This window comes from Flavobacterium sp. (assembly GCF_027490375.1).
Lineage (GTDB): Bacteria > Bacteroidota > Bacteroidia > Flavobacteriales > Flavobacteriaceae > Flavobacterium.
Genome location: NZ_JAIXYH010000064.1, coordinates 1 through 25780, shown reverse-complemented (window position 1 = coordinate 25780; position 25780 = coordinate 1). Strand labels below are relative to the sequence as shown.

The window sequence follows — 25780 nt, the reverse complement described above, 5'->3', positions numbered from 1 at the left end:
ACTAAGCGTCCTCTAAAAGAAGCAAATACAAATTTTTAGCAACGCTTCCGTAGTGAAGAAAATCTTCTTCTTTTGACTTTTCAAAATACGTAAAAGCCATGATGTTGCTCGGATAGTTTTTGTCGTAGCGCTGCTTGATAGTGCGCAAGCTGTCTGATTTTGTTTGAACCAGTTGAGAAGTAGTCGCAAAAATGACAAAATTCGCAGGAAGTTCCTGTGGTTTGTGATGTTTAATTTGGTTGGAAGATAACAATACCGATCCCTCTTCGGCAATTAAATTTTCGCAGCTAGCTAATAAAAATTTGGGATTTACAGTTTTTTCGTGTGGAATTTTATTCTCATCCAAAAGCGAAAACAGCTTGGGTTCAAAACACATGGCTTCCTGTTCAAACCAATCGTTTTCTTCCAAAATATCTTCAAAATGCGTTTTAACTTCAGCCATATTTTCACAATATAGAAACTTGCCTCCGTTTTTGCGGAATTTCAATGTGAAAAGCTCGTCGGTTGTCAGTCCGGCGTGCAGATTGGTTAGATCGTCTCCTGGAGTTTCTCCGGAGTTGTCGGTGCTGGAATTAAAAAACTTTTTAAAAATACTCATCTGGCTTTACTGCTCGCAAAAGTTCGTTGCGTTCAAAGATAAAAAAAACTTGTTTCAACTACCGATTGAAACAAGTTTTTATAAAATTAGGAAGATGTATACTTACAGCTGTTTATCAGCTTCTTCGGCAGTTTGCCATTGGCGCTGACCAAAAATCGCTTCTAAATCGTCTTTAAAGATCACTTCGCGTTCAATTAAAATGTCGGCCAATTGAAAAAGTTTTTCCTTATTCTCTTCCAAAATAGCAATGGCACGTTGGTATTGCGACTCAATCAAATCGCTAATTTCTTTGTCGATCACCCTGGCGGTATCTTCCGAATAAGGTTTAGAGAAGCTGTATTCTGCTTGCCCAGAACTGTCGTAATAGGTTACATTTCCAATCTTATCATTCAAACCAAAAATGGTTACCATAGCTCGCGCCTGGCGTGTTACCTTCTCTAAATCGCTCAAAGCTCCAGTCGAAATCGTATCAAATGTTACTTTTTCGGCAGCTCTTCCGCCCATGGTAGCACACATTTCATCGAGCATTTGGTCGGGTCTGACAATTTGTCGTTCTTCTGGTAAGTACCAAGCTGCACCCAAACTTTGTCCGCGAGGTACAATGGTAACTTTCACTAAGGGTGCAGCGTGCTCAAGCATCCAACTCACTGTTGCATGTCCGGCTTCGTGAATGGCAATGGCGCGTTTTTCCTCTTTAGTAATAATTTTATTTTTCTTCTCCAAACCGCCAACAATACGGTCAACCGCATCCAAGAAATCTTGTTTGTCTACCGCAGGTTTGTTTTTACGAGCGGCAATTAATGCTGCCTCGTTACAAACATTAGCAATATCGGCTCCTGAAAAACCAGGCGTTTGTTTGGCAAGGAAATCAGTATCCAAATCTTCAACTTTTTTCAAAGGCTTCAAATGCACTTCGAAAATTTCTTTTCTCTCACGGATATCCGGTAAATCAACGAAGATTTGTCGGTCGAATCGTCCGGCGCGCATCAAAGCTTTATCCAAAACGTCGGAGCGGTTTGTAGCTGCTAAAACAATTACGTTGCTATTTGTTCCAAAACCGTCCATTTCCGTAAGGAGCTGATTCAGCGTGTTTTCACGTTCATCGTTTCCGCCACTAAATGAATTTTTTCCTCGAGCACGACCTACAGCATCGATTTCATCAATGAAGATTATTGCGGGCGATTTTTCCTTTGCCTGTTTGAACAAGTCTCGAACGCGCGACGCACCTACGCCAACAAACATTTCCACAAAATCTGAACCTGAAAGCGAGAAAAACGGTACACGAGCTTCGCCAGCTACTGCTTTCGCGAGTAAGGTTTTACCGGTTCCCGGAGGTCCAACCAATAATGCACCTTTCGGAATTTTCCCTCCTAAATTTGTATAGCGTTCTGGATTTTTTAAGAATTCAACGATTTCTTGAATTTCTTCCTTCGCGCCTTCTAAACCAGCAACGTCTTTAAATGTGATTTTAATATCGCTCTTCTCATCGAACAAACGCGCTTTAGATTTTCCAATGTTGAAAATTTGTCCGCCCGGTCCGCCAGCACCACCAGCCGACATCCGGCGCATAACGTATAACCAAAAAATAATGATTATAAGAATTGGGAACAGTATAGATAGAATTTCTCCCCAGTCACTGCGTACTTCAAAATTGTAATCCTTAAGCTTTTTCGCTGCAACTGCATTCTCCAGATTTTTTTGGAATGTTTCCCCATCACCAATATCGTCCAAATAAAAATGCGGTCCGTTTGGTGCACCAAAAACTCCTTTGGCTACATCCTTAAATGCGGCCTGCTTTAAGGCTGCTGCATTTAAATACACCTCTGCTTCGGTTTTATTGTAAACTACAACGCGATCAATAAGCCCCATTTCTAGGTATTGACGGAATGTAGAAGTACTAATTTTTGATGGATCTTTAACGCTAGTATTACCCGTTACGTAGACAAAAACTAAAGACCCAACTAATATGGCATATAGCCACATAGGGTTAAACTTAATTTTTCGCGGCTGCGAATTATTTTCCTTAGACATAAGCCTTTTTTTCTTTAATAATTAGAGGGAATAGAAGTAATCTTGGCATCGCCCCATAAACTTTCAATGTTGTAATACTCGCGAATGTGCTTCTGAAAAACATGAACTACTATGCTCACGTAATCCATCAACACCCATTCGGCATTCTCTGATCCTTCAACATGCCAAGGCTTGTCTTTCAAAGCACGAGATACCGTTTTTTGAACTGAGTTTACAATGGCGTTTACCTGTGTGTTTGAGTTTCCATTACAAATTACAAAGTAGTCGCAGGCCGAGTTGTCTATTGCGCGCAAATCCAAAATATCAATATCGTTTCCTTTAACCTCTTCGATTCCTTTAATAATCTCTGCTAGTAATTCGTCGTTACCCGTAGTTTTTTTCGCCATCTATTCTTTAAGTGTAAGTGCGCAAATTTACCAATTTTTGTTGTTACTTTCGGTCGTTAACACAAGATTAAACGACGTTCATGAGCAACAAGCTAACAGTTATCAAACTAAATGCCATAGATTCGACCAACAGCTTTTTAAAACAACAAACCAAACAAACTTTTGTTGGCAACTTTACGCTAGTTTACACCGTAGAACAAACCGCCGGACGCGGGCAAATGGGCGCAACTTGGCTGGCCGAAGCCGGTAAGTCGTTAACATTTAGTTTGTTGGTAAGAAAGCCTGTCGAAAAATTTGAACACGATTTCGAATTTCAAATGCTCGTGTCTGTTGCAATTCATCAAAGCTTAAACAAATTCGGTCTAGCAAGTGAAATAAAATGGCCAAACGACATTATGGCAGGCGGCAGGAAACTCGGTGGCATTTTAATCGAACAGCTAAACGACAATCAAGGAAATCCGACTTTTATCGTGGGAATCGGAATAAACGTCAAACAAAGCAATTTCAACGAGCTGCCTTCTGCCACTTCTTTGCTGCTAAATGGTGTTGACATTGAAGACGATACGGTATTGATGCTTGAAATACGTGATCAAATAATCGAACTATTCGAAAACAGCAATGCAGAATCGCAAGCCATAATTCGAACTAAATATCTCAGTGTTTTGATGAAATACCAGAAGCCGGCCGTTTACCAAGTAAACAACCATCTTTTTAACGCACTTATACTAGGGGTTTCTCCCGAAGGTAAATTAGTACTTAAGCACGAAAACGACGAAATTCGGGCCTACGGTATCAAAGAAGTAAAAATGATGTACTAAAGTTTCGACATGTTTTCCGACAATGTATCGATAAACTTCTGAATCGGTCCTTTAACCATCATCGCCATCATGGCATTGAATTCGCCTTCAAAAAACAGTTGAATGCCTGCTTTATCAGCACCTAAGTCTTCGATGGCTGCACGCAAAGTAAAAGGCAATTTGTCGCTCGCAGCACCTAAAACAATATGACTAGGCGCCGTTTTTTCTTTCAAACGCAACTTTATCTCAGGCATGCCCTTCAATCCAAAAATAAAGCTATCGGCATCGGTAACTTCAAATTTTGCAATGCTCTCAGGCATTAATTTTTCAAAATTTTTAATGTCGGTTAACGAATCAAACAAATATTGAGCTGATTTTCCAACTTCGGTTCTAGGGCTTTCTAATTTCATAAAGGTATTTTTTATTCCACTTCCATTCCCCAGCCGGCAGGATTAACGCGCCATTCGACTAAAGTTTGTTCTTCGGTTTCAGTTATGTATCGTTTGGCAACTGCCAAGGGTAGTAAATGCTCGTAATTACTTAAGGTAAATAAATCGACATTCGATTTTTTGAAATTTGCTCTCGCAACATCAAAACCATAATCAAAAATCGCAGCCATTCCCTTTACCTGAGCTCCCGCTTCGCGCAAAGCTTCAACAGCCATTAAACTGCTGTTTCCCGTACTTATCAAGTCTTCAATAACAACCACATGTTGCCCTTTCTGCAAAAATCCTTCGATTTGGTTCTGTCTGCCGTGCTTTTTTGGCTCCGGACGCACATAAACAAAAGGCAACGCTAATGCCTCGGCAACCAACAAACCAATGCCAATGGCTCCCGTAGCAACCCCAGCAATCACGTCAGGTTTTCCAAATTGCTTTTCAATGTTTTTAGCGAACTCCTCTTTTAGATAATTCCGAATCGGAGGAAAAGATAAAGTCACACGATTGTCGCAATAAATAGGCGATTTCCATCCCGAAGACCATAAAAACGGATTTCCCGGATTCAATTTAATTGCATTAATTTGCAGCAAAAGCTCGGCTGTCTTGGCGGCTGTTTCTTTGTTAAAAACCATAGCACAAATGTATAAAGTTTTTGTCAACGATAAACCTCTTTTTTTGACAAACCAAACCCAAAAAGAAACCGATTTCGATCTGTTTTTGCTGGAAAGCGTTGATATTAAAAAACTTATCGTAAAACTCTTTCAAGGTAAAGTCGATAAAGCCTTTCTATATCATCCCGACGAAAAAGAAATGCTCAAAACCCTGAAATCGAAATTACCTGTGCATAAAGCCGCAGGTGGTTTAGTGTATAACAAAAAAAATGAAGTGCTTTTCATCTTCCGAAACGGCAAATGGGATTTACCTAAAGGCGGACTCGAAAAGGGCGAAACCAACGAAATTGCCGCCATTCGCGAAGTGCAAGAAGAAACCGGAATCGATAACCTCATTATCACCGATAAACTTCAAAAAACCTATCACATTTTTAAGCGAAACGGACGCTATAAACTCAAAGTTACGCAGTGGTACGAAATGCGAAGTTCTAGCGTTCAGAAACTTATTCCGCAAGCCGAAGAAGGCATTGAAAAAGTAGCCTGGTTAGACGCTCAAGCCTGCGCCGAAGCCTTAAAAAATTCCTACGAAAATATTAAATTACTTTTTGAAGAGTAGGGCAGCTGCCTCCCAAACAATCCTTCTTCAACACAAATTCATAGCGGTCGGCACCGGGCTTTCCGCTACAAGCTTTTTAAACTGAGTTCGATATAAAAATTGTGGTCAGAAAACAGATAAATGGTTGAATACAAGGCGGATTTTTGTTGGGATACTGTAGTATCGCAAAAAAATCAAACGAAGTAGGCAGCCGTTTATCTGTTTAGCGTGGCAGCTGTTCATTTAGATTGCTGTTTTATTTTACAATTTGTTGATTTCAAGCGATCTGACAAAGATTTTTAATTGAACTCAGGTTATTAGCCCGCGAAACCGCGGCGGCCTAAAAAGGCTTTTCACTGCAATCCCTGCTGCGGGCAATCGTTACCACCTAACGTATATTTAAACCCGTACCGAATCGGGTACTAGTACCGAATAATCGCCGCCATTTCGAATAACATCTCGCACAATACTCGAACTGATGTACGAAGTATTTGCAGCAGTCAATAAAAAAACTGTCTCTATTTTAGATAACTTCCGATTCGTATGTGCAATCGCTTTTTCAAATTCAAAATCAGCCGGATTGCGGAGTCCACGCAAAATAAAACCCGCTTTTTCTTTCTTGCAAAGCGATACCGTTAAACCTTCGTACGTAATTACGCGCACTTTTGGTTCGTCTGCAAACGCTATTTGAATAAAATCGAGTCGTTGTTCTAACGAAAACATGTACTTTTTCTCTGCATTTACACCAATGGCAACAATTATTTCGTCAAACAAAGGCAAACTCCGTTTTATGATATCGTAATGTCCGAGCGTTATCGGATCAAAAGATCCCGGAAAAATAGCTTTTCTCATGGCTGTGAATCAGTTAACGCATCGAATCTTCAATGCTGTTTGTAAATAAATCTTGTAACGAAATGCCAGCTACAGCAGCCTGTTGCGGGATCAAACTCTCTTTCGTTAGTCCGGGAATGGTGTTCATTTCCAGCATATACGGCTCGTCATTCACCAAAATAAACTCGCTTCTTGAAAATCCTTTCATTCCTAAAATCGTATACGCTTTTATAGCAGCAGCGCGTACTTTTTCGGCAACTTCTTCAGAAATGCGCGCCGGTGTAATTTCTTGCGATTTTCCCTCATACTTAGCTTCGTAATCAAAAAAGTCGTTTTCTGAAACAATTTCAGTAATCGGCAAAGCTTTTACCTCGCCATCAATTCGTAAAACGCCAATCGAAACTTCCGTTCCATCTAAAAACGATTCGATTAAAACTTCGTGATCTTCTGCGAAAGCAACCTCAAGCGCCTCTGGCAAAGCCGCTTTGTCCTTAACTTTCGATATTCCAAAACTACTTCCCGATTTATTCGGTTTTACAAAACAAGGTAGGCCAACCGTGTCAACAATCGCTTCATAATCAACATCATCGCCTTTGTTTACATAAAACGATTTTGCCATTTTAATTCCGTACGGACGCAAAACGGCTAATAAATCACGCTTGTTAAACGTGAGTGCCGCCTGATAATAGTTACAGGAATTCTGCGGAATGCCCAACAACTCAAAATACGCTTGCAACAACCCATCTTCACCCGGACTTCCGTGAATGGCGTTAAAAACAGCGTCGAAAAAAATCGTTTCCCCGTCTATTTCCACACTAAAATCACCGCGATTTACAGCAATCTCTCTATGGTCATCGGTAATATGATACCAACGTTCGGCAGTGATTACTATCCGGTACGGCCGGTATTTCTGTCGATCTAAGGTTTCGTAAACTACGTTGCCACTCTTTATTGAGATTTGGTATTCGCTTGAATATCCGCCCATTATAACGGCGATGTTTTTCATTCGTCTGTAATTGAAGATTAATACGCTTAAAAAAAACACAACAAAAACGCTGCGCTACGATTCGGAAAATACGTGTTAAACGCTCAATTTTTTCTTCCAAACGCGTAAACAAAAATATCATTTTTTTCACATCCGTTTCAGTAGTTCATTCTGTATCTTTGCAACTAAAATTTGGCGCATGACCCTTCGGGAATATTTAACTTCAAAAACGTTTTTCGGTCAGCTTTTTCTGGCATTTATCATCACCATAGCTGTCGGATTTCTCTTGCTGCAATACCTGGATTTCTCCACCAATCACGGCGAAGAAATTGCTGTACCCAATTTATCTAAAATGAGTACCGAACAAGCAGAAGAAGTACTAGACGATGCCGATTTAGATTACGTGGTTCTCGATACAGTCGACTTTAATCCAGATTTTCCTAAGTTCTCAGTTGTTCAACAAGATCCCGCGCCTGGTGAGAAGGTAAAGTCGGATCGTAAAATCTATTTAAAAATCAATTCCGGAGGTTACAGCACCATTCGTATGCCCGAACTGGTAGAGAAAACGCTGCGTAACGCCGAAAGTACGCTCCAGTCTGCCGGACTTACATTAGGTTCACTCACTTACAAACCGTACATCGGAAAAGACATGGTTCTGGAAGTGAAATGCAACGGAAAAATCGTGAAAGCTGGAGAGAAAATTCTCAAAGGAAGTAAAATCGACCTCGTGCTTGGCGATGGAAGCGGTGGTTTTGAAGACGAAGAAGATACTCAGGAACAAATAGATAGCTTGCCATGAGTATAGACGAAATAGCTGAAATCGAAGAAGAAGATAGTTTATTCGAACATTTCAGATTTGAAGTCCCAAAAGGACAAGAATTATTGCGCATCGATAAATTTCTGATGCAAGTCGTAGCCAATACGACCCGAAATAAAATTCAAAAAGCAGCCGATAACGGCGATATTTACGTTAACGATATTCCCGTAAAGTCTAACTATCGCGTAAAACCACTCGATGTGGTTCGCATTTTGTTACCGCATCCACCATTTGAAAACCGTATCGACCCGGAAGATATTCCGCTCGATATCGTTTACGAAGACGATGCTCTTTTACTTATTAATAAACCAGCTGGCCTGGTAGTACATCCCGGACACGGAAATTACACCGGAACTCTAGTAAATGCCTTGGCGTTTCATTTCCAAAATTTACCGCTCAACAGCAGCGAACGACCTGGACTCGTGCACCGAATTGATAAAGATACCAGCGGACTCCTAGTTATTGCCAAAACCGAAACGGCTATGACACATCTGGCCAAGCAATTTGAAGCAAAAACTAGCGAGCGCGAATACATCGCTTTGGTTTGGGGAATTGTTAAAGAAGACGAAGGCACCATAGTTGGTAATATTGCTCGACATCCGCGCGATCGCATGCAAATGTCGGTTTACGCCGATCCAGAAATCGGAAAACCAGCCATTACACATTATAAGGTAATTGAACGTTTAACGTATGTAACCTTGGTATCGTGTACACTCGAAACGGGGCGGACACACCAAATTCGGGTGCACATGAAACATCTGGGACATACGCTGTTTAACGATGAGCGCTACGGCGGAAATCTGATTTTAAAAGGAACGACCTTTACAAAATACAAGCAGTTTGTCGACAATTGTTTTAAAATCTTGCCGCGACAAGCACTACACGCAAAAACGCTCGGTTTTGTGCACCCAACTACCGGCGAAATGATGCGTTTCGACACCGAGTTACCCGAAGATATGCGTTTGTGTATCGAAAAGTGGCGCGGATATGCCAAAAATCACATTGAAGTAGAAGATTAGAAAACAACTCCGACTCAAATAACAACCGTTATGGATTTCGATAAAGTAACCGAGCGATCCTCCAAATACTCCGACCTCGAAAAAAAGTCGGTTGCCGAACTTTTGCAGATTATTAATGCAGAAGATCAGTCGGTTCCAGCCGCTGTTGCCAAAGCTCTTCCACAAATTGAAAAAGTAGTCGAACAAATAGTTACAAGCTTGAAAAACGGTGGTCGTTTGTTTTACATCGGTGCCGGAACTTCCGGGCGATTAGGTATTGTTGATGCCAGCGAGTGTCCGCCAACGTTTGGTGTTCCGTTCGATTTAGTTAATGGGATCATTGCCGGCGGCGATCAGGCCATACGTCGAGCTGTCGAAAACGCCGAAGACAATACCTCGCAGGCTTGGATCGATTTACAGCAAGAAGGTGCTAAACCCGGAGATGTAGTGGTAGGAATTGCCGCTTCGGGAACCACACCTTACGTGATTGCTGGCTTAAAAACAGCCGCCGAAAACGCATTGATAACGGCTTGCATCACTTGTAATGCGGGAAGTCCGTTAGCACGTGCAGCCCAATTTCCGATCGAGGTGGTTGTCGGACCAGAAGTAGTTACCGGCAGCTCGCGCATGAAAGCCGGGACTGCACAAAAGTTAGTACTCAATATGTTGTCGACCACCAGCATGATTCAACTCGGACGTGTTCGCGGAAATAAAATGGTAGATATGCAATTGAGTAACGACAAACTCGTTGATCGCGGCACCAAAATGATCGTCGAAGAAACCGGTATTTCGTACGATGAAGCAAAAGACTTACTCCTAACCAAAGGCAGCGTGCGTAAAGCTGTCGATTATACCAAAGAAAATGGCAGTAAATAAAGAAATTCTGTACAAAGGAGTCGGGAAACTCTTGTGGTCGCTTCCGTGCCTGTTTGTCGGTCCAACAGTTATTCACTTTTCGTTCAAAAATCAACAACAACCCCTGTTTCCCGTTATTTTAGCTGTAGGATGCATCATTTGTGTTGTTGGAATGTTTCTTATTTTTAAAGGGGTTATGACCATCGTTAAAAGTTTAGACTGATGCAAACACTCGACACCCTTAAAAAGCAATTTCTCTATTACAAAACGCTGGCAGAGAAAGCAATGAACCAAATTCCCGAAACAGCTCTTTTCAGTGTACCCACACCCGAATCGAACAGCATTGCTATCATTGTGCAGCATTTGTCGGGAAATATGAAATCGCGATTTACCGATTTTCTTGAATCCGACGGCGAAAAACCGTGGCGCAACCGCGATGCCGAATTTGAATCGCAAATTACCTCGCCTTCCGAACTCTGGGAAGCGTGGAATCAAGGTTGGGATGTGTTTTTCAATACGGTAAACGCACTGTCAAGCGCCGACATGCAACGCATTGTGTACATCAGAAACGAAGGGCATACCGTCGAAGAAGCCTTGCTGAGACAACTTGCGCATTATCCGTATCACATCGGGCAAATCGTTTTTTTGGCAAAAATGCTTGTTTCCGATTCTTGGCAAACGCTTTCCATCGCTAAAAACGCAAGTAAATCATACAACGCCGAGAAGTTTGAACGCGAAAAAGCCGTCAAACATTTCACCGATTCCGAAATAGAAAAACACAAAAAGAATGAAAACTAATTGTATTGTACTCCTTCTTATTCTTTGCCTGTTCAGCAGCTGTTACAACGCCGAACGCAATTGTGCCGACTTCAAAAACGGTAAATTTTCATTTACCTACGAAGAGAACGGAAAAAAACAAACCACTGTTTTTGTGCGTAAAGACAGTATCGAAATCGAGACCTACAAAGGAAAAACCGATACCTCGTCGGTGCGCTGGGTGAACGATTGCGAGTACATCCTGCAAAAGAAGAATCCCAAAAATCGCCAAGAACAAAAAGGCGTAGTCATTCGTATTCTTTCAACTACCAAAAATTCCTATACCTTTGAATTCGGTCTCGTAGGTAGCCAAAACAAAAGTATCGGAACCGCTATTTTACTTGATAACTAAAACTAAATTTTGCTTTAATGATTCTAGAATTACTTTCGAATCCGGCCGCATGGATTGCCCTGTTAACACTAACGTTTCTCGAAATCGTCCTCGGTATCGATAACATCATTTTCATTTCCATAACCACCGGAAAGTTACCTGCCGAGCAGCGTAAAAAAGCTACGAAAATCGGTATGTTTCTCGCCATGTTTATGCGTATCACCTTGTTGTTCGGAATCAGCTTTCTCATTGCCATGAAAGAGCCGTGGTTCACAATAAATACCGAACACATCAGCATGAGTATCACTGGCCAAAGCATCATTTTATTGCTCGGCGGACTCTTCCTGCTGTATAAATCAACCAACGAAATTCGCGAAAAAGTAGATGAAAAGGGCGAGGAGGAAAAAGAGTTGAAAAAGTCGGCAGCCAAGTCGTTTGGCAACGTTATTTTTCAAATCATCATGATCGATATTGTGTTCTCGTTCGATTCAATTCTTACCGCTGTTGGTATGACAAACGGCGTCGAAGGGGCACTTTACATCATGGTAACCGCCGTAATAATCTCAGTTTTGGTCATGATGCAGTTCGCAGTTCCCGTCGGGACTTTCGTCAACAAACATCCATCAATCCAAATTTTGGCCTTGTCGTTTTTGGTGCTCATCGGTTTCATGCTCGTTACCGAAGCGGCACACTTAGCCAACGCCGAGTTTTTCGGAAGTCACGTAACACCAATTCCTAAAGGATACTTGTATTTTGCCATCGCATTTTCACTGCTCGTTGAAGTGCTAAACATGAAGATGAATCGCAGTAAAAAATCGGTTAGCAAAGACGAAGAATAGTTATTTAGGCATTCCGGCGCCAGACGTTAGGTGGAAATACGTAAAGCGCCGTCGGTCTTTTCGCTCAAACAAGCAACTTCAAAAACCGTGGCAGCCTGTCAAGCAATCGGCTTCTTTTAGTCGCCGCTCGCTTTTCGGGCTGCCATCGGTTTTTGCAGTCACTTGTAACCGCTGCAATACCTAATGCGGCAATCGTTCGCCCTGTAACGAGCAATCCCGAAATACGTTTTCAGTTGCGTTACTTATTCTCGTTCTTCGCTACAAATCGGTTATCGAAATCAAACGGCAATTGGCGCAGTATTTGGCAACGCATGTTAAAATCCGGATGTTTTGTATCAACTAAATAGTTGTATTCGTAAGGTACAACGGCCGAAGGTACTTGTAAAACCAAATCTTTTTTGGATTGATACCACCGACTCCCGAGCTTTTGTAAATCGGCGTAAGCATCAACATGACGCCAATTTTCAGGTAGTTTTTTAGGATCTACTCGCGCATAATCGGTTACATCTATGGCAATTTCTAAAACAACGTATTTTCCTGCTAGCGGTTTCAACGATGTTCCCGCCAGTAGTTCTAATGCGGCTAACGAAATATGCGAAGCGCCGTATAAAACAAATTCATCTTGTCGGTTCCATCTGTTAGCACGACCCGAAGCCTCTAAAGTGCCCGCGTACTTCTCTAAACGAATGTTGTAAACCGTAATCATTACGCATTTTCGCCAAAGGCAAGCGCTGTGAGTTTGTTATCGATAAGGCGAATGCCATTAACAGTGTTCAAGAACTGCTGCGGCGCCACTCCTCCCAAGCTAATGTTAGGTGCAGCCAGCCACGATTCGAAGGTTTTTACATCTCCAAAAAGTTCTTCGCCGTGTTTGTAAAGCAAGAGTAACATCACGATTTGTTCTTTGGTGTTGGCTTTTAATTTTAAATCTCGATTTTTCCGATAGGTTCGAATGGTTTTTGGCGTAATGCTCAACCAATAAGCTAGCGTATCTTCAGTTAAGCTAACTAAATTGTATAAACGTTCCATGAAATTAAAATCGGGCAGGCGTGTTTGCATATAATTGTAAACGGCTGCCGGTTCATGCACTTCTAAACCACTATCTTTCAAACGTTCTTCCATACCCAAAAGTACAATTTATTTTTTGGATTAGTACTTTTTACCTCATTTTTTTCTTCTCCATCTTCTTAACTCTTTCATTACATCTTAACCTTATCCAAATATAAAAGTGGTGTTTTCTTAAACTTTTTAAAATATCGCGCTAACTCCCGCCCACAATCCGCGAAGTAGTTTTGCTGCAAACATTCAAATAAGTCTATGAAAACAGTAAAAATTACAAGTCTTGCCCTACTTACAGGTCTGGCTATTACGTCTTGTCAAGATGATGACAACGGTAAATCGGTTAACAGAAAAATTGATTTCAGCTACGAATCTACCACGCCACCATTGGTTACTGCAATGCCCGGATTCGAAAATCTAGAAATTACTTCGTTGATTTCCAGTACAGATCAATTAGCACAATCACCAACGTTTGTGTATGGTGCACAACCCGACGGTGCTGGTTTTATGAAAGACCCAAACGGAACGGGGTATTTAATGATTACAAACCACGAAATTTTGAAATCGGTTTCGCGCGTTACCTTCGACGAAACTTTGAAACCCGTAAAAGGCGAATACATTGTTGATGGCGTTGGCGGAATTACGCGCTTGTGTTCGGCAACTTTGGCTACTCCAGAATTGCACGGTTTCGGTCCGATTTTCTTAACCGCTGGAGAAAGTGGCGAAGAATCGTTAGTACACGGTATCAATCCTTTTAGTCCATCGAGCGAGAAAAGTCGTCAAGACCGTGTTTTGCCTGCTTTAGGACGTGCTTCTATGGAAAATGCAGTGCCTTTAACCAAACGTGCTTATCCGAATAGAACCGTGATTGTCATCGGCGAAGATCAGTCGTACGGAACAAACCATGCCTCGGCAGGTCAGGTGATCATGTATGTTTCTAACACAGTGGGCGATTTAGTAAACGGAAAATTGTACGCCTTGAAAAGAAACGACGGCAACCAAGTGGAAATGTCGATGACTGTAGGAAATTCGTACGATGTAAGCTTCGTGGAAATTCCAAACGCACGTACGTTAACCGGTGCACAAATTAACACCAAGGTAAACGAGTTGGGCGCCATTCGTTTTTCTCGTGTGGAAGACGTTGATTACCGCAAAGGAAGTGCGAAGAACAACCGCGAAATTTATTTCACCGCAACCGGACAAGCCAGTGGCGGAAATCCAGTTGAAGGATACACCATGTGGGGACGTGTGTATAAAATCGTTTTGAATGATAACGATCCATTAAAAGGTAAGCTAGAATTGGTTGTGGAAGGCGATAGCACGCCGGGCACTGGCATCATCAATCCGGATAACATCTGCGTTACCGAGAACTATGTTTACATCCAAGAAGATGGCGACAGTTATTATGCTGCAGCTCAGCACGATTCGTACATCTGGCAATACAACATCAGAACAAAAAATAACAAACCTTGGTTAACCATGAATCACAAGCGTACCGACGCAGCTTGGAACGCCACCTACAACCAATCGGGCGAAATGCGTTTTGGCTCATGGGAATACGGTGCGATGGAAGACATTAGCGATGTTATTGGTGTTCCAAATACATTTTTCGTAAACATTCACCCACACACTTGGCAAAAAGATGCATTTTTGAATGCCGATGGCAGCGGAACGAACACCAATAAAGAAGGTGGACAAACCGTGATTATCCGAAATGTGGAATATTAGTAGGAACTTGTTGTGAAAAAAAGGCGGACGACTTGTAAAAAGTGGTCCGCTTTTGCATTTAATCGGATGGTGCTTGAAAAGTATTAACAAATGTTAAATGGACTTACAAGCAGGTTCCGATTGCAATTACTTAGATTTTCAAACGTATTTTCAATTTTAAACATGAAAAAGACAGTTGTACTTTTTTTAAAGTATTTATCGCTTTTCTTGCTCGTAATGAGTATGAGTTGTGAGAAGTCGGAACCGCAAAACAACGCCGAATTGGTTGCTCAACTGACGCAATTGATTGAGGCCAACCAGCGATTTTTACAATTGGTCGAGACTGCAAATAACAGCAGTAAAGAGTTTCAAGCGCAGTTTAAGAAAAACCGACTGCTCTATAAAAAAGTGGAGTGGGCAATAGAGTATTTTGCTCCAGATACGGCACGATTTATAAACGGGCCAGCGCTCGACGAACTTGAAGTAGAAGAAAATAAATTTTTACCACCAAACGGTTTTCAAGTAATTGAAGAGTTGATTTTTCCACAGTATTTGGCTGAAAACAGAAAAGCCTTGATTGCCGAATTAAAAATCCTGAATGGAAATTTATTGCAATTGAAGCGACAGTTTGAACAAATTCCGATTACGAAAGAGCAGTTGTTTGATGCGCACCAATTAAATGTAAATCGGTTGATTGCTCTTGGTATTACGGGATTCGATTCGCCACTTGCACAGCACTCGATTCCCGAAGCAGCGGCTACTCTACAATCGTTTTTGGTTTTAAAACAACAGTTCGATTCGCCTACGTTTACTGCGTTGGAAAAGAAGGTGCGTGAATCGCAGAGTTACTGTCGTGCACACAACGATTTTAACTCCTTTGATCGTGCCGAATTCATACTGCGTTTTGTACAACCAATAGGTGTTCTACTGCAGCAATTAAAGATGGAGCAACGCGTTGCCGATGTCGATAGAAACGCCGCCGTAAATCAATCGGTAGCAAGTTTTCTGGCACCAAACGCTTTCAATGTCGATGCATTTATTCCGGATTTACAGAATAAGTACAGCGAAGCGAAAGCACAGTTAGGCGAAGCATTGTTTTACGATACCGATCTCGCAGGAAACGGAAATCGGAATTGCGCTTCTTGCCATCAGCCCGAACGCGCATTTACCGACGGTTTGAAAACAAATGTAAGTTTACACGGTAAATCGCTGCCAAGAAATACGCCGACATTGACTTACGCAGCATTACAAAATGCACAGTTTTGGGATTTGCGTCAGAGCGATTTGGAAAAGCAAAGTAAGGATGTTATTACCAATAAAGACGAAATGCACGGCGATTTAGCTGTATTTTCAAAGAAGGTAAATGCTTCGAAAAAGTATGCAAAGCTTATTAAGGCGGCATTTCCTAAGGAAGAGCAACTAGATCCAGCAAAAATACAAGTTGCCATTGCGAGTTACGTGCGCAGCTTAACGGCTTTTAACAGTGCTTTCGATCGGTATTTTCGAGGTGAAACGACTGCCATGAATGCCGAGGAACGTGCTGGTTTTAATGTCTTTGCAGGAAAGGCAAAATGCGCAACCTGTCATTTTATTCCCGTTTTTAACGGTACGGTACCGCCGGTATTTGCAAAAACAGAGCAGGAAGTAATCGGAACGCCAGCAACAGCTGCGAACAAGCAATTAAGTCCGGATTTAGGAAGATATGCCATCCATCAGTTACCACAACTTCGAAATGCGTTTAAAACGCCGACACTTCGCAATGTTGCTAAAACGGCACCGTACATGCACAATGGCGTTTACAGCAGCTTGGAGCAGGTGGTTGATTTTTACAATCGGGGCGGTGGAGTAGGAGTGGGTTTAAAAGTAGATAACCAAACGTTGCCTTCGGATCCTTTAAATTTAACGATTCAGGAACAAAAACAACTGATAGCTTTTTTAAAAACTTTAAACGATCGGTAGGTTAGAAACGAAACGTTTGTGCACGTATTTCATAGCCCCGACTGCAGTGGTTAGCCCGCAAAAAAATACGGTATTGTGAAACGCTAGGCGGGTGGCGACCTCAGAAGCCGCTCGGATAGCGTTTGAACAAACCGTATTTTTTGAGGACTAAGAGCGAAAGGCGGGACTAGCTACTAAAAAACATCACTCTAACTGTAAAATAATTTGCCCGTCGTCATCTAAATCGGTTTTAATATCTTCTGAGAACAAACTTTCATCTGCAGTTTTTGTTTCTTCTTCGGGTTCTGGCTCTGGTTCGTACGGCAATGATTCAAGCAAGTTTACTTGTTTAATTTTGTCGGTTGTTAGTTGATTTCCAAGCGCTTTAAATCCTTTCACGGAAATAAATTCTTCGAAATTCAACATAATCGGTTCTTTTTGAACGCCTTTTATTTTAGCGAAAATTACCTCTGCCATAGGACGCCAATCTGTTGCGACCAACTCCAGTTGCGAGTTCGGATGATCACTGATAAAACTATCTTCTTTATTTTCAGTTTCAACCAAGAAACGCTTCACAAAATACTTACTTTTTTCGCCGTCGAAATAAATCGCTGAAATCGGTTTTTTGGGAATCCATTTCTCCAAAACAATCATATCTTCCTCAAAATGCGTGGTTAGTTCAGGAGTTATAACCTTCAATTTTCCACTTTGCGTGATAATCAGAATTTTGTCATTCGGACGGAATTCGCCTAATAATTCACCGCGACCGTCGACGTTTAGTCGTTGCACCGATTCGTCGAACCAGATTTTACGCGGACGCAAGGTTGAAATTCCCTTCTCTTTGAGTTCGATTTTTTTGATCGGATATTTTGTTACTGTATTTCCTCTAGAAGCACGTCCTTTAATGGCAATCGTTGCAAAATCGAGGTCGAACTTCAATTTTTTGATACTGCCCACTTGACGTAACAAAACAGTAACCACTTCGGCTTCGCCATTCGGATTTGCCGAGAAATACAAGACTTGTGATCCGGGCTTTTCCTGCGTTAAATCGTAGTTTTTGTCGCGCGTTACGCCCGAAACATTGAAACGTTTCACAAAGGCAGAACCCGATTTACCATCGCGATAAATCAAGTTATAAATCGTTCGTTTGTCGTTTTTATCAAACACACTTATGTGAATGATGTCTTTACCAACAAATTTCTTTTCGTCGACTTTAGTGACCAGCATTTTCCCGTCGCGCAAGAAAACAATTACGTCGTCGATATCCGAACAATCGCCAACGTATTCGTCTTTTCTCAATCCGGTGCCGATAAATCCTTCCTCGCGATTGACATACAATTTGGTATTTCGCAAAACTACTTTTGTGGCTTCAATAGTATCGAAATTGCGCAATTCGGTTTGGCGTTCGCGACCTTTTCCGAATTTTTCTTTTAATCGGGTAAAGAACGCGATGGCGAAATCGATAATGTGTTCCAAATCGTATTTGACTTGTTCCATTTCGGCTTCAAGTTTCGCGATAAGTTCGTCGGCTTTGTCTGAATCGAAACGGGTAATACGAATCATCGGAATTTGCGTTAGTTTTTGCAAATCATCGTCGTTTATGTCGCGTACCAACATATTTCGAAACGGTTCGAAGCGTTTATACATGTATTGGTATAGCGATTCGCGGTCTTGGTACAATTTGAAATCAATGTACATTTCTTCGCGAATAAAGATTTTCTCTAAGGTTGAGAAATGCCATTTTTGTTCGAGTTCGTCGAGTTGTATTTCGAGTTCGCGTTTCAGCAAATCGACTGTTCGCGCAGTTGATACGCGCAACATTTCCGAAACGCCCACAAAAAGAGGTTTGTTGTCTCTAATAACGCAGCCCAAAGGCGCAACCGAAGTTTCGCAGGCCGTAAAGGCATACAGCGCGTCGATGGTTTTGTCTGGCGACACTCCCGGCGGTAGATGAATCAGAATTTCGACTTCGGCAGCCGTATTGTCTTCGATTTTCTTAACCTTGATTTTACCTTTTTCGTTGGCTTTAAGGATGCTATCGATTAAGGTAGAGGTATTTGTGGAAAACGGAATTTGTGTAATTACCAGTGTTTGCTTGTCGAGCTGACTAATTTTGGCACGTACACGCACACGTCCGCCGCGCATACCGTCGTTGTAATTGGAAACGTCGGCAATTCCCGCTGTCGGAAAATCGGGGAAGAGGGTAAACGGTTTTCCTTTGAGGATTTTTATCGAAGCGTCGATTAACTCGTTGAAATTATGCGGAAGCACTTTCGTAGAAAGACCTACGGCAATACCCTCGGCTCCTTGTGCGAGCAGTAACGGGAACTTTACGGGTAAATTAACGGGTTCGTTTTTCCGTCCGTCGTACGACAATTGCCATTGGGTGATTTTTGGCGAGTACAGAATTTCGTGTCCGAGCTTTGAAATTCGCGCTTCGATGTATCGCGATGCTGCGGCGCCGTCGCCGGTGAGGATGTTTCCCCAGTTTCCTTGCATGTCGATCAATAAATCACGCTGACCAATTTGTACGATGGCATCGCCAATACTTGCATCGCCATGCGGATGGTATTGCATGGTATGTCCAACAATGTTTGCTACTTTGTTGTAACGCCCGTCGTCGAGTTCTTTCATCGAATGCATGATACGGCGCTGAACGGGCTTAAAACCGTCTTCAATGGCTGGCACCGCGCGTTCGAGAATTACGTAAGAGGCGTAATCCAAGAACCAGTCTTTATACATGCCGGTGACTTTGGTAATCGTGTCTTCCGGATTTTCGTTGTTTTCGTAAAAATGAGGACTTACAGCTGGGCGAATATCCTCAAAACCAGTATTTTCATTGGTTTCTAATTCATTTCCGGCTGATTCGTTTGATTCAGATCCTAGGTTTTTTTCTTCTTCTTCGTCTTTCATTTTTATTTTTGTAGCGCAAAGTTTCGCTAAGTTTACTCAATGTTTCACAATGTTTTTACGTTCTATTCCGTAAAAGTTTTTAAATTAAAGGATTACTCTCTTTATTCCATCTTTGAGCGAACATTTATAAAAGTTTAGGAGTAGTGCTAATTTACAATTTGACAATCGTAAGTATGTTAAGCATTGTGCGATATGTTCTTTTGAAAAATCTTCCACTACTTTCAATTCAATTATAACTATATTATTAACTATAATATCAACTCGATAGCCGCACTCCATTTTTATACTATCATAAACAACTGGATAGGGTTTTTCAACAACAACATTTAATCCACGTTTACTTAATTCATGGGCCAAACATTTCTTGTAAACGTTTTCCAATAAACCTGGACCTAGCTTTGAGTGTACTTTATAGGCACAATCTAGAATAATATTGCTCAATTCGTTTTCTTGTTCCATTTGGCTATATCCAAATTCTATTATAATTTACGGATATTTAAAATTTCATAGTGCAACATCGTGTCGACTTTGTGGCACTTTGTGTTACAATTCAAGCAACTAAATCTACTCCACCACATCCAACTCAACCTTCAAATTATTGATGATAAATTCTTGTCGATCGGGTGTGTTTTTTCCCATATAGAATTCCAATAAAGTTTCGATGGTCGTTGCTTTATCTAACATCACCGGATCTAAACGAATATCCTGCCCAATAAAATGTTTGAACTCGTCTGGCGAGATTTCCCCCAATCCTTTGAATCGGGTAATTTCCGGCTTTGGTTTCAACTTTTCAATGGCATCGATGCGTTCTTGGTCCGAATAGCAATAAATCGTTTCTTTTTTATTTCGCACCCGAAACAACGGTGTTTGCAAGATATACAAATGCCCTTCTTTGATTAATTCTGGAAAAAACTGCAAAAAGAAGGTTATCAACAGCAAGCGAATGTGCATACCATCCACGTCGGCATCGGTGGCAATCACAATGTTGTTGTAGCGTAAATTTTCGTAATCTTCTTCAATATCCAGCGCTGCTTGCAATAGGTTAAATTCCTCGTTTTCATACACGATCTTTTTGGTCATGCCGTACGAGTTTAAAGGCTTTCCGCGTAAGCTAAAAACGGCTTGTGTGTTTACGTCGCGACTTTTGGTTATCGAACCTGAAGCCGAATCTCCCTCGGTAATAAACAACGTACTTTCTAAACAACGCGGATTTTTGGTATCGGTTAAATGCACCCGACAATCGCGTAATTTTTTGTTGTGTAACGAAGCTTTCTTAGCGCGTTCTTTGGCTAATTTTCGAATGCCAGATAATTCTTTTCGCTCGCGCTCGGCTTGCAAGATTTTGCGCAGTAAGGCGTCGGCAACTTCTGGATTTTTATGTAAAAAATTGTCGAGTTTCGTTTTAATAAAATCGTTCACAAAACTGCGAACCGATGGGCCATTCGGACCAATATCCGTACTTCCGAGCTTGGTTTTGGTTTGCGATTCAAAAACGGGTTCTTCAACTTTGATTGAAATGGCCGAAACAATCGATTTCCGTATGTCCGAAGCTTCAAAATTCTTGTTGTAAAACTCTTTGATGGTTTTTACAATGGCTTCGCGAAAAGCACCCAAATGCGTACCGCCTTGCGTCGTGTTTTGTCCGTTTACAAACGAGTGATATTCTTCCGAATACTGTGTTTTCGAATGCGTTACCGCCACTTCAATATCGTCGCCTTGCAAGTGAATAATCGGATATACCTGATCTTCTTCGCCAATAGCTTCTTCCAAAAGATCTTTTAGTCCGTTTTCCGAAACAAATTTCTCACCGTTAAAATAAATAGTGAGTCCGGTGTTGAGGTAGCAATAATTGCGCAACATCCGAACAATGTATTCGTGGCGGTATTTGTAGTTTTTAAAGATGGTTTCGTCGGCAACAAACGATACTTTGGTTCCTTTGCGTTTTGTGGTTTCTTGCAATTCTTCTTCTAAAACCAAGTTTCCGGCAGAGAATTCCGCTGCTTTTTGTTGGTTGTCGCGAACCGATTCTACACGAAAATAATTCGATAAGGCATTTACCGCTTTGGTACCCACACCGTTCAAACCAACCGATTTTTTGAACGCTTTCGAGTCGTACTTACCGCCGGTATTCATCTTCGAAACCACGTCGACAACCTTTCCGAGAGGTATACCGCGACCGTAATCACGCACGGTTACCTGTTTGTCGCGCACCGTTACCTCAATGGTTTTTCCGGCGCCCATCACAAACTCGTCTATACAGTTGTCGATCACCTCTTTAAGTAAGATGTAAATCCCATCGTCGGGCGAGGAACCGTCGCCTAATTTTCCAATATACATCCCCGGACGCATTCGAATGTGTTCCTTCCAATCGAGCGAGCGTATATTGTCTTCGTTATAAAGCGTAGATTCTGACATGTGTTACTTCTGATAGATAGCTAATATACTAGAAAGCCTTGCTAAATTTTATCTCAAAATTCAGAAGTTATTAATAACGATATTGACAGAAATAACCTGAGCTCGATTAAAAATCTTTGTCAGATCGCGGTTTCATAATTTATTTAGATTTTGACCAGTATAAAATCAGTGTGAATCGCGGTCGCTAAATATTTAAACGGTCGCTTACTTCGTTGCATTTATTTGCGATACTACAGTATCCCAAATAACGTGCGCCTCGTATTCAAGCATTTAAATATTTTCTGACTTTAATTTTTAAATCGAGTTCAGGTTAATGGAGGTTTTTTGGGCAGCTGCCGGCGACGTTCGTGCGTCATTGAAATGAGTTTAGCAGCGCCGGCACCCGGCTTTCCGCGACAAGCCTTTTCCGCCTCCGTCTCAAAACAAATCACCGAAAACGGGCTTCCGTTGGTCGCCGCTTTCGGTGTTGTTTTGTAGCCGTTTTCGTTAAGTCTTTCTGCTGCAATCCGTGCTGCGGAAGTGAGTGCAAAGACAAAAAAATTTTGAAAAAAGGTTTAGTGTTTATTATCTATTAACTTTCCATCCAATCGCCGATTTCCCATTCATGAAAAGGGTATAAAATTCGCAGATAATCTATTTAATCCGCCAACTTACTACCGATCGGCCGTTAACATATAAAGTAGCATAGCCGCCCGTTGGTGTTTGCGGTAGGGTTGTGGTTGCGTAATCGTCGGAGTAGGTGAGTTCAAGCGGAATAAATTCGTTGCCCATCGAGTAGCGTAAGCCCACTTTTGCATTTTCGGGAAGGAAATTGAGTCGGAGCGTGGTGTCTTTGCTTCGCGGTTTTAAAAAAGCTGTCGATGGTGTTTCTAAATCAAAATTTGCCAGTAAGTAGGAACCGTAGTATAAAGGCAAATCAGCAAATTCTTGGGCTGTGAGCTCGGTATCTCGATCTGCTTGCGCAGCAGCAAAATGCGTGTAGGCAAACAATTCTGCTGGAGTACAAAAATACGCCGGATTAAAGCGAAACTCAAACTTTGGTTTTTCCCCGGTTATAATCCCTGCTGCCCAAGTTACGTCAACCAATTCCCACTTATCGTTTATATAAATCTTGTTCCAAACATGATCTTCGTCTTCGGGAAGTTTTCCAATATGAGTTAACATCGATTTCGAAGCGCCGGGTATCATTTTCACGGGTATGCCCAACTGATCACAAACCTCATAAAACAAACTGCTATAGCCTTGGCATACCGCTTTTTTTGATTTTAATGTTTGAACGGCATCGGCGGTGATTCGTTCGCGTTGCTTTTGTAATTTCTCGGCTTCCGTACGAAAAGAAAAGCTAGCCGGAGCTTTTTGCTTTACTGTTCGCATCAAGTTTAAATCGTAGACAACATTTTTAGAAATCCATGTAAACGCAGCTCGTGCTTGAAGTTCTGGAATCTTATAATCGCTTTGAATCCGCTCAGCGAAAGCTTTAACCGATGAAAACGATTTGGGATAATTGGCAACACGGCTGTCGACTTCTGCATATAAACTGTCGGCGCTTTGTCCAAAACTTAATGCTGTAGTCAGCAAAAGGAAATAAAAAAGATTTTTCATGCCGAAATAGTGGCAAAAATCTTGCCGAATAGTTACACGTTAAATCGGAAGTGCATCACATCGCCGTCTTTAACAATGTATTCTTTTCCTTCAACACGTAATTTACCTGCTTCTTTTACCTTCGCTTCCGAGCCGTAGGTTACATAATCGTCGAACGCAATTACTTCGGCGCGAATGAATCCTTTTTCAAAGTCGGAGTGTATCACGCCAGCGGCCTGTGGCGCTGTAGCGCCAATGTTTATAGTCCAGGCACGTACTTCTTTAACGCCAGCTGTAAAATAGGTTTGTTGTTTTAGTAATTTGTATGCTGCACGAATCAATACCGACGAGCCAGGCTCACTCAGACCCAAATCCTCTAAAAACATCTGACGTTCTTCGTAGGTCTCTAATTCAGTAATGTCGGCTTCTGTAGCAACCGCAAGTACAATAACTTCGGCATTTTCTTCCTTAACCAACTCGCGAACTTGCTCCACATATTTGTTACCCGAAACCGCTGAACCTTCATCAACGTTACAAACGTACAACACCGGTTTGGTGGTAATTAATTGAAAATCTTCTAAAAGTTTAGCTTCGTCGTCGTTGTTCGCTGAAACTGTACGTGCCGATTTTCCTTGCAATAGTGTTTCGCGAATGCGATTTAGCAAAGCTTCCTCAACTTGTGCTTCTTTATTTCCAGTTTTAGCCGCGCGTTTTACCTTTTCCAAACGCTTTTCAACAGTTTCTAAATCTTTCAGCTGTAACTCAATATCGATCGTTTCTTTGTCGCGAATCGGATTTACATTTCCGTCCACGTGAACAATATTATCGTTGTCAAAACAGCGCAATACGTGAATGATGGCATTACATTCGCGAATGTTTCCAAGAAACTGATTTCCAAGACCTTCGCCTTTACTCGCGCCTTTTACCAATCCTGCAATGTCAACAATGTCGACTGTTGCCATAACCACACGTTCGGGCTTCACCAATTCTTCAAGTTTGTTAATTCTAGGGTCCGGAACGTTTACGACTCCCACATTGGGTTCGATCGTACAAAACGGAAAGTTTGCACTTTGTGCTTTCGCATTCGATAAACAGTTAAATAAAGTTGACTTTCCAACATTGGGTAATCCTACGATTCCGGCTTTCATGGCGTGTGTTTTTTAAAATCGGGCAAAGATACGCTTTGCATTTTAAGCAAAATAGATTTGCAGTCGAATTTTCAAAGCAGTTTTACTTAGACAAATTTTTAATTTTTTGGAACGATTGTGCGGAAGATTGTCCGCACCTTTTTGAAACTTTTTCATGCGTTCTGAAAACTAGTTCAGTTAGCGATTAGCATCTATTAATTCACCACCTTACGTATCGTTTTGCCCGCCTGAACCCACGTATCGCTGATGCCTGATCGTATCGAAGGCTTTTTTAGAAGCTAGAAGTTAGAAGATAGACCCGATAGCTATCGGGATCGCGACGTTTACCATTTTACGTATCGTTTTGCCCTACTGAACCCACGTATTGTGGGTGCCTAAGCCTGTCGAAGGCCGGTCCGAATTATAAGTATCGACGCGTTCTGTGTTTTCCTCAACAGCTAAATTTTCCACCAAATTCTGTGCATTTCTGCGTTTTCTGTGCGATTAAAAGCTAGTGCTTGATCTTGTCGAAGTCGCCCAATCGAACGCTAACCGCAAAGTTCGCAAAGATCTACGCAATGGTCGCAAAGGGGAAATAGCTCCTTTTTTCAATCTTTCAATCTTTCAATCTTTCAATCTTTCAATCTTTCAATCTTTCAATCTCAAAATCTTTGAAAAATACGGTTTTTCCGTAAAATTTATTTCTGGGAATTTCGTACGTGGGAATCGCTCCCCATCCCGCCCGCCCCCATCGAGGCGAAGTTTTGAAAAAAAATCGACATACCATTACGGGTTTTCCGCATATTTTTGAGTAGGTATTAAGATTAGAGTATTAAGTATTAAGACTTCGTGACGTTCACCACTTTACGTATCGTTTTACCGCTCGAACCCACGAATCGTCGTTGCCTGAGCCTGACGAAGGCTGGTGCGATTTTTTGGTGGCTTGACACGTTCTATGTTTTCCTCAACAGTTCTATATTTCGTGATAATCTGTGAAATTCGGTGTTTTCTTTGCGCTATAAAAGCTGGTACGTGAGCTTGTCGAAGGAAAAACATTGTGTCCCATTGTGAAACACTTAGTGAAACATTGTGGTCCCTCAACGCCTGAGC

Annotated in this window: 26 protein-coding genes; 11 read left to right on the top strand and 15 right to left on the bottom strand. The window is 41.6% G+C overall.

The features are described from left to right. Window position 1 precedes the first annotated feature (1 nt). The 3 genes from Q0064_RS08690 to rsfS all read right to left on the bottom strand — a co-directional run bounded on the left by Q0064_RS08690 (window position 2) and on the right by rsfS (window position 3015). On the bottom strand, window positions 2-598 hold the full coding sequence (locus Q0064_RS08690; RefSeq protein ID WP_298147264.1) for a lactate utilization protein B/C: 597 nt from the start codon (window positions 596-598) through the stop codon (window positions 2-4). Window positions 599-700: 102 nt separating this feature from the next. Beyond that, window positions 701-2629, bottom strand: a complete 1929-nt coding sequence (gene ftsH / locus Q0064_RS08685) for an ATP-dependent zinc metalloprotease FtsH (protein WP_298147261.1) — start codon at window positions 2627-2629, stop codon at window positions 701-703. A gap of 14 nt (window positions 2630-2643) precedes the next feature. After that, complete coding sequence (gene rsfS, locus Q0064_RS08680) at window positions 2644-3015, bottom strand: ribosome silencing factor (RefSeq protein WP_094486935.1); 372 nt, start codon at window positions 3013-3015, stop codon at window positions 2644-2646. An 80-nt stretch (window positions 3016-3095) separates the two neighbouring features. Here rsfS and Q0064_RS08675 point away from each other — a divergent pair, with 80 nt between their 5' ends. Beyond that, window positions 3096-3833, top strand: coding sequence for a biotin--[acetyl-CoA-carboxylase] ligase (locus tag Q0064_RS08675; protein ID WP_298147257.1), 738 nt, complete (start codon window positions 3096-3098; stop codon window positions 3831-3833). Here Q0064_RS08675 and Q0064_RS08670 read toward each other — a convergent pair. Together Q0064_RS08670 and pyrE are read right to left on the bottom strand one after the other, a co-directional pair. Continuing rightward, the gene (locus Q0064_RS08670; RefSeq protein WP_298147254.1) at window positions 3830-4222 is read right to left on the bottom strand and encodes an SRPBCC family protein; all 393 of its coding nucleotides are present in this window, start codon (window positions 4220-4222) and stop codon (window positions 3830-3832) included. The two genes, Q0064_RS08675 and Q0064_RS08670, sit on opposite strands and share 4 nt — an antisense overlap. Before the next feature lie 11 nt (window positions 4223-4233). After that, window positions 4234-4884, bottom strand: coding sequence for an orotate phosphoribosyltransferase (pyrE, locus tag Q0064_RS08665; protein ID WP_298147251.1), 651 nt, complete (start codon window positions 4882-4884; stop codon window positions 4234-4236). A 7-nt stretch (window positions 4885-4891) separates the two neighbouring features. Here pyrE and Q0064_RS08660 point away from each other — a divergent pair, with 7 nt between their 5' ends. Beyond that, the gene (locus Q0064_RS08660) at window positions 4892-5479 is read left to right on the top strand and encodes an NUDIX domain-containing protein (protein WP_298147248.1); all 588 of its coding nucleotides are present in this window, start codon (window positions 4892-4894) and stop codon (window positions 5477-5479) included. 378 nt (window positions 5480-5857) lie between these two features. Here Q0064_RS08660 and coaD read toward each other — a convergent pair whose 3' ends face one another. After that, a complete protein-coding gene (gene coaD, locus Q0064_RS08655) occupies window positions 5858-6310 on the bottom strand; it encodes a pantetheine-phosphate adenylyltransferase (RefSeq protein ID WP_298147245.1) in 453 nt (150 codons plus the stop codon). Window positions 6311-6323: 13 nt separating this feature from the next. Next, window positions 6324-7295 (bottom strand): D-alanine--D-alanine ligase, encoded by a 972-nt coding sequence (locus Q0064_RS08650; protein ID WP_298147243.1) that lies wholly within the window; start codon window positions 7293-7295, stop codon window positions 6324-6326. 178 nt (window positions 7296-7473) lie between these two features. On the opposite strand from Q0064_RS08650, the gene Q0064_RS08645 reads away from it, so the two are divergent. From Q0064_RS08645 to Q0064_RS08615, 7 genes are read left to right on the top strand one after another with little or no spacing between them, the layout of a single operon-like run. Continuing rightward, the gene (locus tag Q0064_RS08645) at window positions 7474-8073 is read left to right on the top strand and encodes a PASTA domain-containing protein (protein WP_298147241.1); all 600 of its coding nucleotides are present in this window, start codon (window positions 7474-7476) and stop codon (window positions 8071-8073) included. Next, complete coding sequence (locus Q0064_RS08640; protein ID WP_298147238.1) at window positions 8070-9110, top strand: RluA family pseudouridine synthase; 1041 nt, start codon at window positions 8070-8072, stop codon at window positions 9108-9110. The genes Q0064_RS08645 and Q0064_RS08640 overlap by 4 nt, the downstream gene beginning before the upstream one ends. A 30-nt stretch (window positions 9111-9140) precedes the next feature. Further along, a complete protein-coding gene (gene murQ / locus Q0064_RS08635) occupies window positions 9141-9965 on the top strand; it encodes an N-acetylmuramic acid 6-phosphate etherase (protein ID WP_298147233.1) in 825 nt (274 codons plus the stop codon). After that, on the top strand, window positions 9952-10167 hold the full coding sequence (locus tag Q0064_RS08630; RefSeq protein WP_094486944.1) for a DUF6095 family protein: 216 nt from the start codon (window positions 9952-9954) through the stop codon (window positions 10165-10167). Before murQ ends, Q0064_RS08630 begins: the two co-directional genes overlap by 14 nt. Then, the gene (locus Q0064_RS08625; RefSeq protein ID WP_298147228.1) at window positions 10167-10742 is read left to right on the top strand and encodes a DUF1572 family protein; all 576 of its coding nucleotides are present in this window, start codon (window positions 10167-10169) and stop codon (window positions 10740-10742) included. The genes Q0064_RS08630 and Q0064_RS08625 overlap by 1 nt, the downstream gene beginning before the upstream one ends. After that, window positions 10732-11112 carry a DNA topoisomerase IV gene (locus tag Q0064_RS08620; protein ID WP_094486946.1) on the top strand — a complete coding sequence of 127 codons (381 nt, stop codon included), beginning with the start codon at window positions 10732-10734 and terminating at the stop codon, window positions 11110-11112. The genes Q0064_RS08625 and Q0064_RS08620 overlap by 11 nt, the downstream gene beginning before the upstream one ends. 17 nt (window positions 11113-11129) lie before the next feature. Continuing rightward, the gene (locus tag Q0064_RS08615; protein WP_298147224.1) at window positions 11130-11930 is read left to right on the top strand and encodes a TerC family protein; all 801 of its coding nucleotides are present in this window, start codon (window positions 11130-11132) and stop codon (window positions 11928-11930) included. 238 nt (window positions 11931-12168) lie between these two features. Here Q0064_RS08615 and Q0064_RS08610 read toward each other — a convergent pair whose 3' ends face one another. Then, entirely contained in the window at window positions 12169-12636 is a 468-nt protein-coding gene (locus tag Q0064_RS08610; RefSeq protein WP_298147221.1) for an RES family NAD+ phosphorylase, read from the bottom strand. Beyond that, on the bottom strand, window positions 12636-13052 hold the full coding sequence (locus Q0064_RS08605; protein ID WP_298147218.1) for an antitoxin Xre/MbcA/ParS toxin-binding domain-containing protein: 417 nt from the start codon (window positions 13050-13052) through the stop codon (window positions 12636-12638). Before Q0064_RS08605 ends, Q0064_RS08610 begins: the two co-directional genes overlap by 1 nt. 195 nt (window positions 13053-13247) lie before the next feature. On the opposite strand from Q0064_RS08605, the gene Q0064_RS08600 reads away from it, so the two are divergent. Both Q0064_RS08600 and Q0064_RS08595 read left to right on the top strand, forming a co-directional pair. After that, on the top strand, window positions 13248-14717 hold the full coding sequence (locus Q0064_RS08600) for an alkaline phosphatase PhoX (protein WP_298147215.1): 1470 nt from the start codon (window positions 13248-13250) through the stop codon (window positions 14715-14717). Between the two features lie 162 nt (window positions 14718-14879). Then, on the top strand, window positions 14880-16655 hold the full coding sequence (locus Q0064_RS08595) for a cytochrome c peroxidase (RefSeq protein WP_298147212.1): 1776 nt from the start codon (window positions 14880-14882) through the stop codon (window positions 16653-16655). Between the two features lie 183 nt (window positions 16656-16838). On the opposite strand, the gene Q0064_RS08590 is transcribed toward Q0064_RS08595, so the two are convergent. The 6 genes from Q0064_RS08590 to Q0064_RS08565 form a co-directional block, all read right to left on the bottom strand. After that, on the bottom strand, window positions 16839-19547 hold the full coding sequence (locus Q0064_RS08590; RefSeq protein ID WP_298147209.1) for a DNA gyrase/topoisomerase IV subunit A: 2709 nt from the start codon (window positions 19545-19547) through the stop codon (window positions 16839-16841). Window positions 19548-19631: 84 nt separating this feature from the next. Further along, window positions 19632-20006, bottom strand: a complete 375-nt coding sequence (locus tag Q0064_RS08585; RefSeq protein ID WP_298147206.1) for a GxxExxY protein — start codon at window positions 20004-20006, stop codon at window positions 19632-19634. 105 nt (window positions 20007-20111) lie between these two features. Further along, on the bottom strand, window positions 20112-21962 hold the full coding sequence (locus Q0064_RS08580; RefSeq protein ID WP_094486956.1) for a DNA topoisomerase IV subunit B: 1851 nt from the start codon (window positions 21960-21962) through the stop codon (window positions 20112-20114). Between the two features lie 633 nt (window positions 21963-22595). Beyond that, the gene (locus tag Q0064_RS08575; RefSeq protein WP_298147203.1) at window positions 22596-23564 is read right to left on the bottom strand and encodes a transglutaminase domain-containing protein; all 969 of its coding nucleotides are present in this window, start codon (window positions 23562-23564) and stop codon (window positions 22596-22598) included. Window positions 23565-23596: 32 nt separating this feature from the next. Beyond that, window positions 23597-24691: a redox-regulated ATPase YchF gene (ychF, locus tag Q0064_RS08570; RefSeq protein WP_094486646.1), complete on the bottom strand. Its 1095-nt coding sequence runs from the start codon at window positions 24689-24691 to the stop codon at window positions 23597-23599. 855 nt (window positions 24692-25546) lie between these two features. Beyond that, window positions 25547-25780, bottom strand: a 234-nt coding sequence (locus Q0064_RS08565) for a hypothetical protein (RefSeq protein ID WP_298147199.1), incomplete at its 5' end; no start/stop codon positions are given.

Bases quoted from the DNA above. Each gene is read 5' to 3' on its own strand.
- Q0064_RS08690 (WP_298147264.1), bottom strand. From the start codon at position 598: ATGAGTATTTTTAAAAAGTTTTTTAATTCCAGCACCGACAACTCCGGA.
- ftsH (WP_298147261.1), bottom strand. From the start codon at position 2,629: ATGTCTAAGGAAAATAATTCGCAGCCGCGAAAAATTAAGTTTAACCCT.
- rsfS (WP_094486935.1), bottom strand. From the start codon at position 3,015: ATGGCGAAAAAAACTACGGGTAACGACGAATTACTAGCAGAGATTATT.
- Q0064_RS08675 (WP_298147257.1), top strand. From the start codon at position 3,096: ATGAGCAACAAGCTAACAGTTATCAAACTAAATGCCATAGATTCGACC.
- Q0064_RS08670 (WP_298147254.1), bottom strand. From the start codon at position 4,222: ATGAAATTAGAAAGCCCTAGAACCGAAGTTGGAAAATCAGCTCAATAT.
- pyrE (WP_298147251.1), bottom strand. From the start codon at position 4,884: ATGGTTTTTAACAAAGAAACAGCCGCCAAGACAGCCGAGCTTTTGCTG.
- Q0064_RS08660 (WP_298147248.1), top strand. From the start codon at position 4,892: ATGTATAAAGTTTTTGTCAACGATAAACCTCTTTTTTTGACAAACCAA.
- coaD (WP_298147245.1), bottom strand. From the start codon at position 6,310: ATGAGAAAAGCTATTTTTCCGGGATCTTTTGATCCGATAACGCTCGGA.
- Q0064_RS08650 (WP_298147243.1), bottom strand. From the start codon at position 7,295: ATGAAAAACATCGCCGTTATAATGGGCGGATATTCAAGCGAATACCAA.
- Q0064_RS08645 (WP_298147241.1), top strand. From the start codon at position 7,474: ATGACCCTTCGGGAATATTTAACTTCAAAAACGTTTTTCGGTCAGCTT.
- Q0064_RS08640 (WP_298147238.1), top strand. From the start codon at position 8,070: ATGAGTATAGACGAAATAGCTGAAATCGAAGAAGAAGATAGTTTATTC.
- murQ (WP_298147233.1), top strand. From the start codon at position 9,141: ATGGATTTCGATAAAGTAACCGAGCGATCCTCCAAATACTCCGACCTC.
- Q0064_RS08630 (WP_094486944.1), top strand. From the start codon at position 9,952: ATGGCAGTAAATAAAGAAATTCTGTACAAAGGAGTCGGGAAACTCTTG.
- Q0064_RS08625 (WP_298147228.1), top strand. From the start codon at position 10,167: ATGCAAACACTCGACACCCTTAAAAAGCAATTTCTCTATTACAAAACG.
- Q0064_RS08620 (WP_094486946.1), top strand. From the start codon at position 10,732: ATGAAAACTAATTGTATTGTACTCCTTCTTATTCTTTGCCTGTTCAGC.
- Q0064_RS08615 (WP_298147224.1), top strand. From the start codon at position 11,130: ATGATTCTAGAATTACTTTCGAATCCGGCCGCATGGATTGCCCTGTTA.
- Q0064_RS08610 (WP_298147221.1), bottom strand. From the start codon at position 12,636: ATGATTACGGTTTACAACATTCGTTTAGAGAAGTACGCGGGCACTTTA.
- Q0064_RS08605 (WP_298147218.1), bottom strand. From the start codon at position 13,052: ATGGAAGAACGTTTGAAAGATAGTGGTTTAGAAGTGCATGAACCGGCA.
- Q0064_RS08600 (WP_298147215.1), top strand. From the start codon at position 13,248: ATGAAAACAGTAAAAATTACAAGTCTTGCCCTACTTACAGGTCTGGCT.
- Q0064_RS08595 (WP_298147212.1), top strand. From the start codon at position 14,880: ATGAAAAAGACAGTTGTACTTTTTTTAAAGTATTTATCGCTTTTCTTG.
- Q0064_RS08590 (WP_298147209.1), bottom strand. From the start codon at position 19,547: ATGAAAGACGAAGAAGAAGAAAAAAACCTAGGATCTGAATCAAACGAA.
- Q0064_RS08585 (WP_298147206.1), bottom strand. From the start codon at position 20,006: ATGGAACAAGAAAACGAATTGAGCAATATTATTCTAGATTGTGCCTAT.
- Q0064_RS08580 (WP_094486956.1), bottom strand. From the start codon at position 21,962: ATGTCAGAATCTACGCTTTATAACGAAGACAATATACGCTCGCTCGAT.
- Q0064_RS08575 (WP_298147203.1), bottom strand. From the start codon at position 23,564: ATGAAAAATCTTTTTTATTTCCTTTTGCTGACTACAGCATTAAGTTTT.
- ychF (WP_094486646.1), bottom strand. From the start codon at position 24,691: ATGAAAGCCGGAATCGTAGGATTACCCAATGTTGGAAAGTCAACTTTA.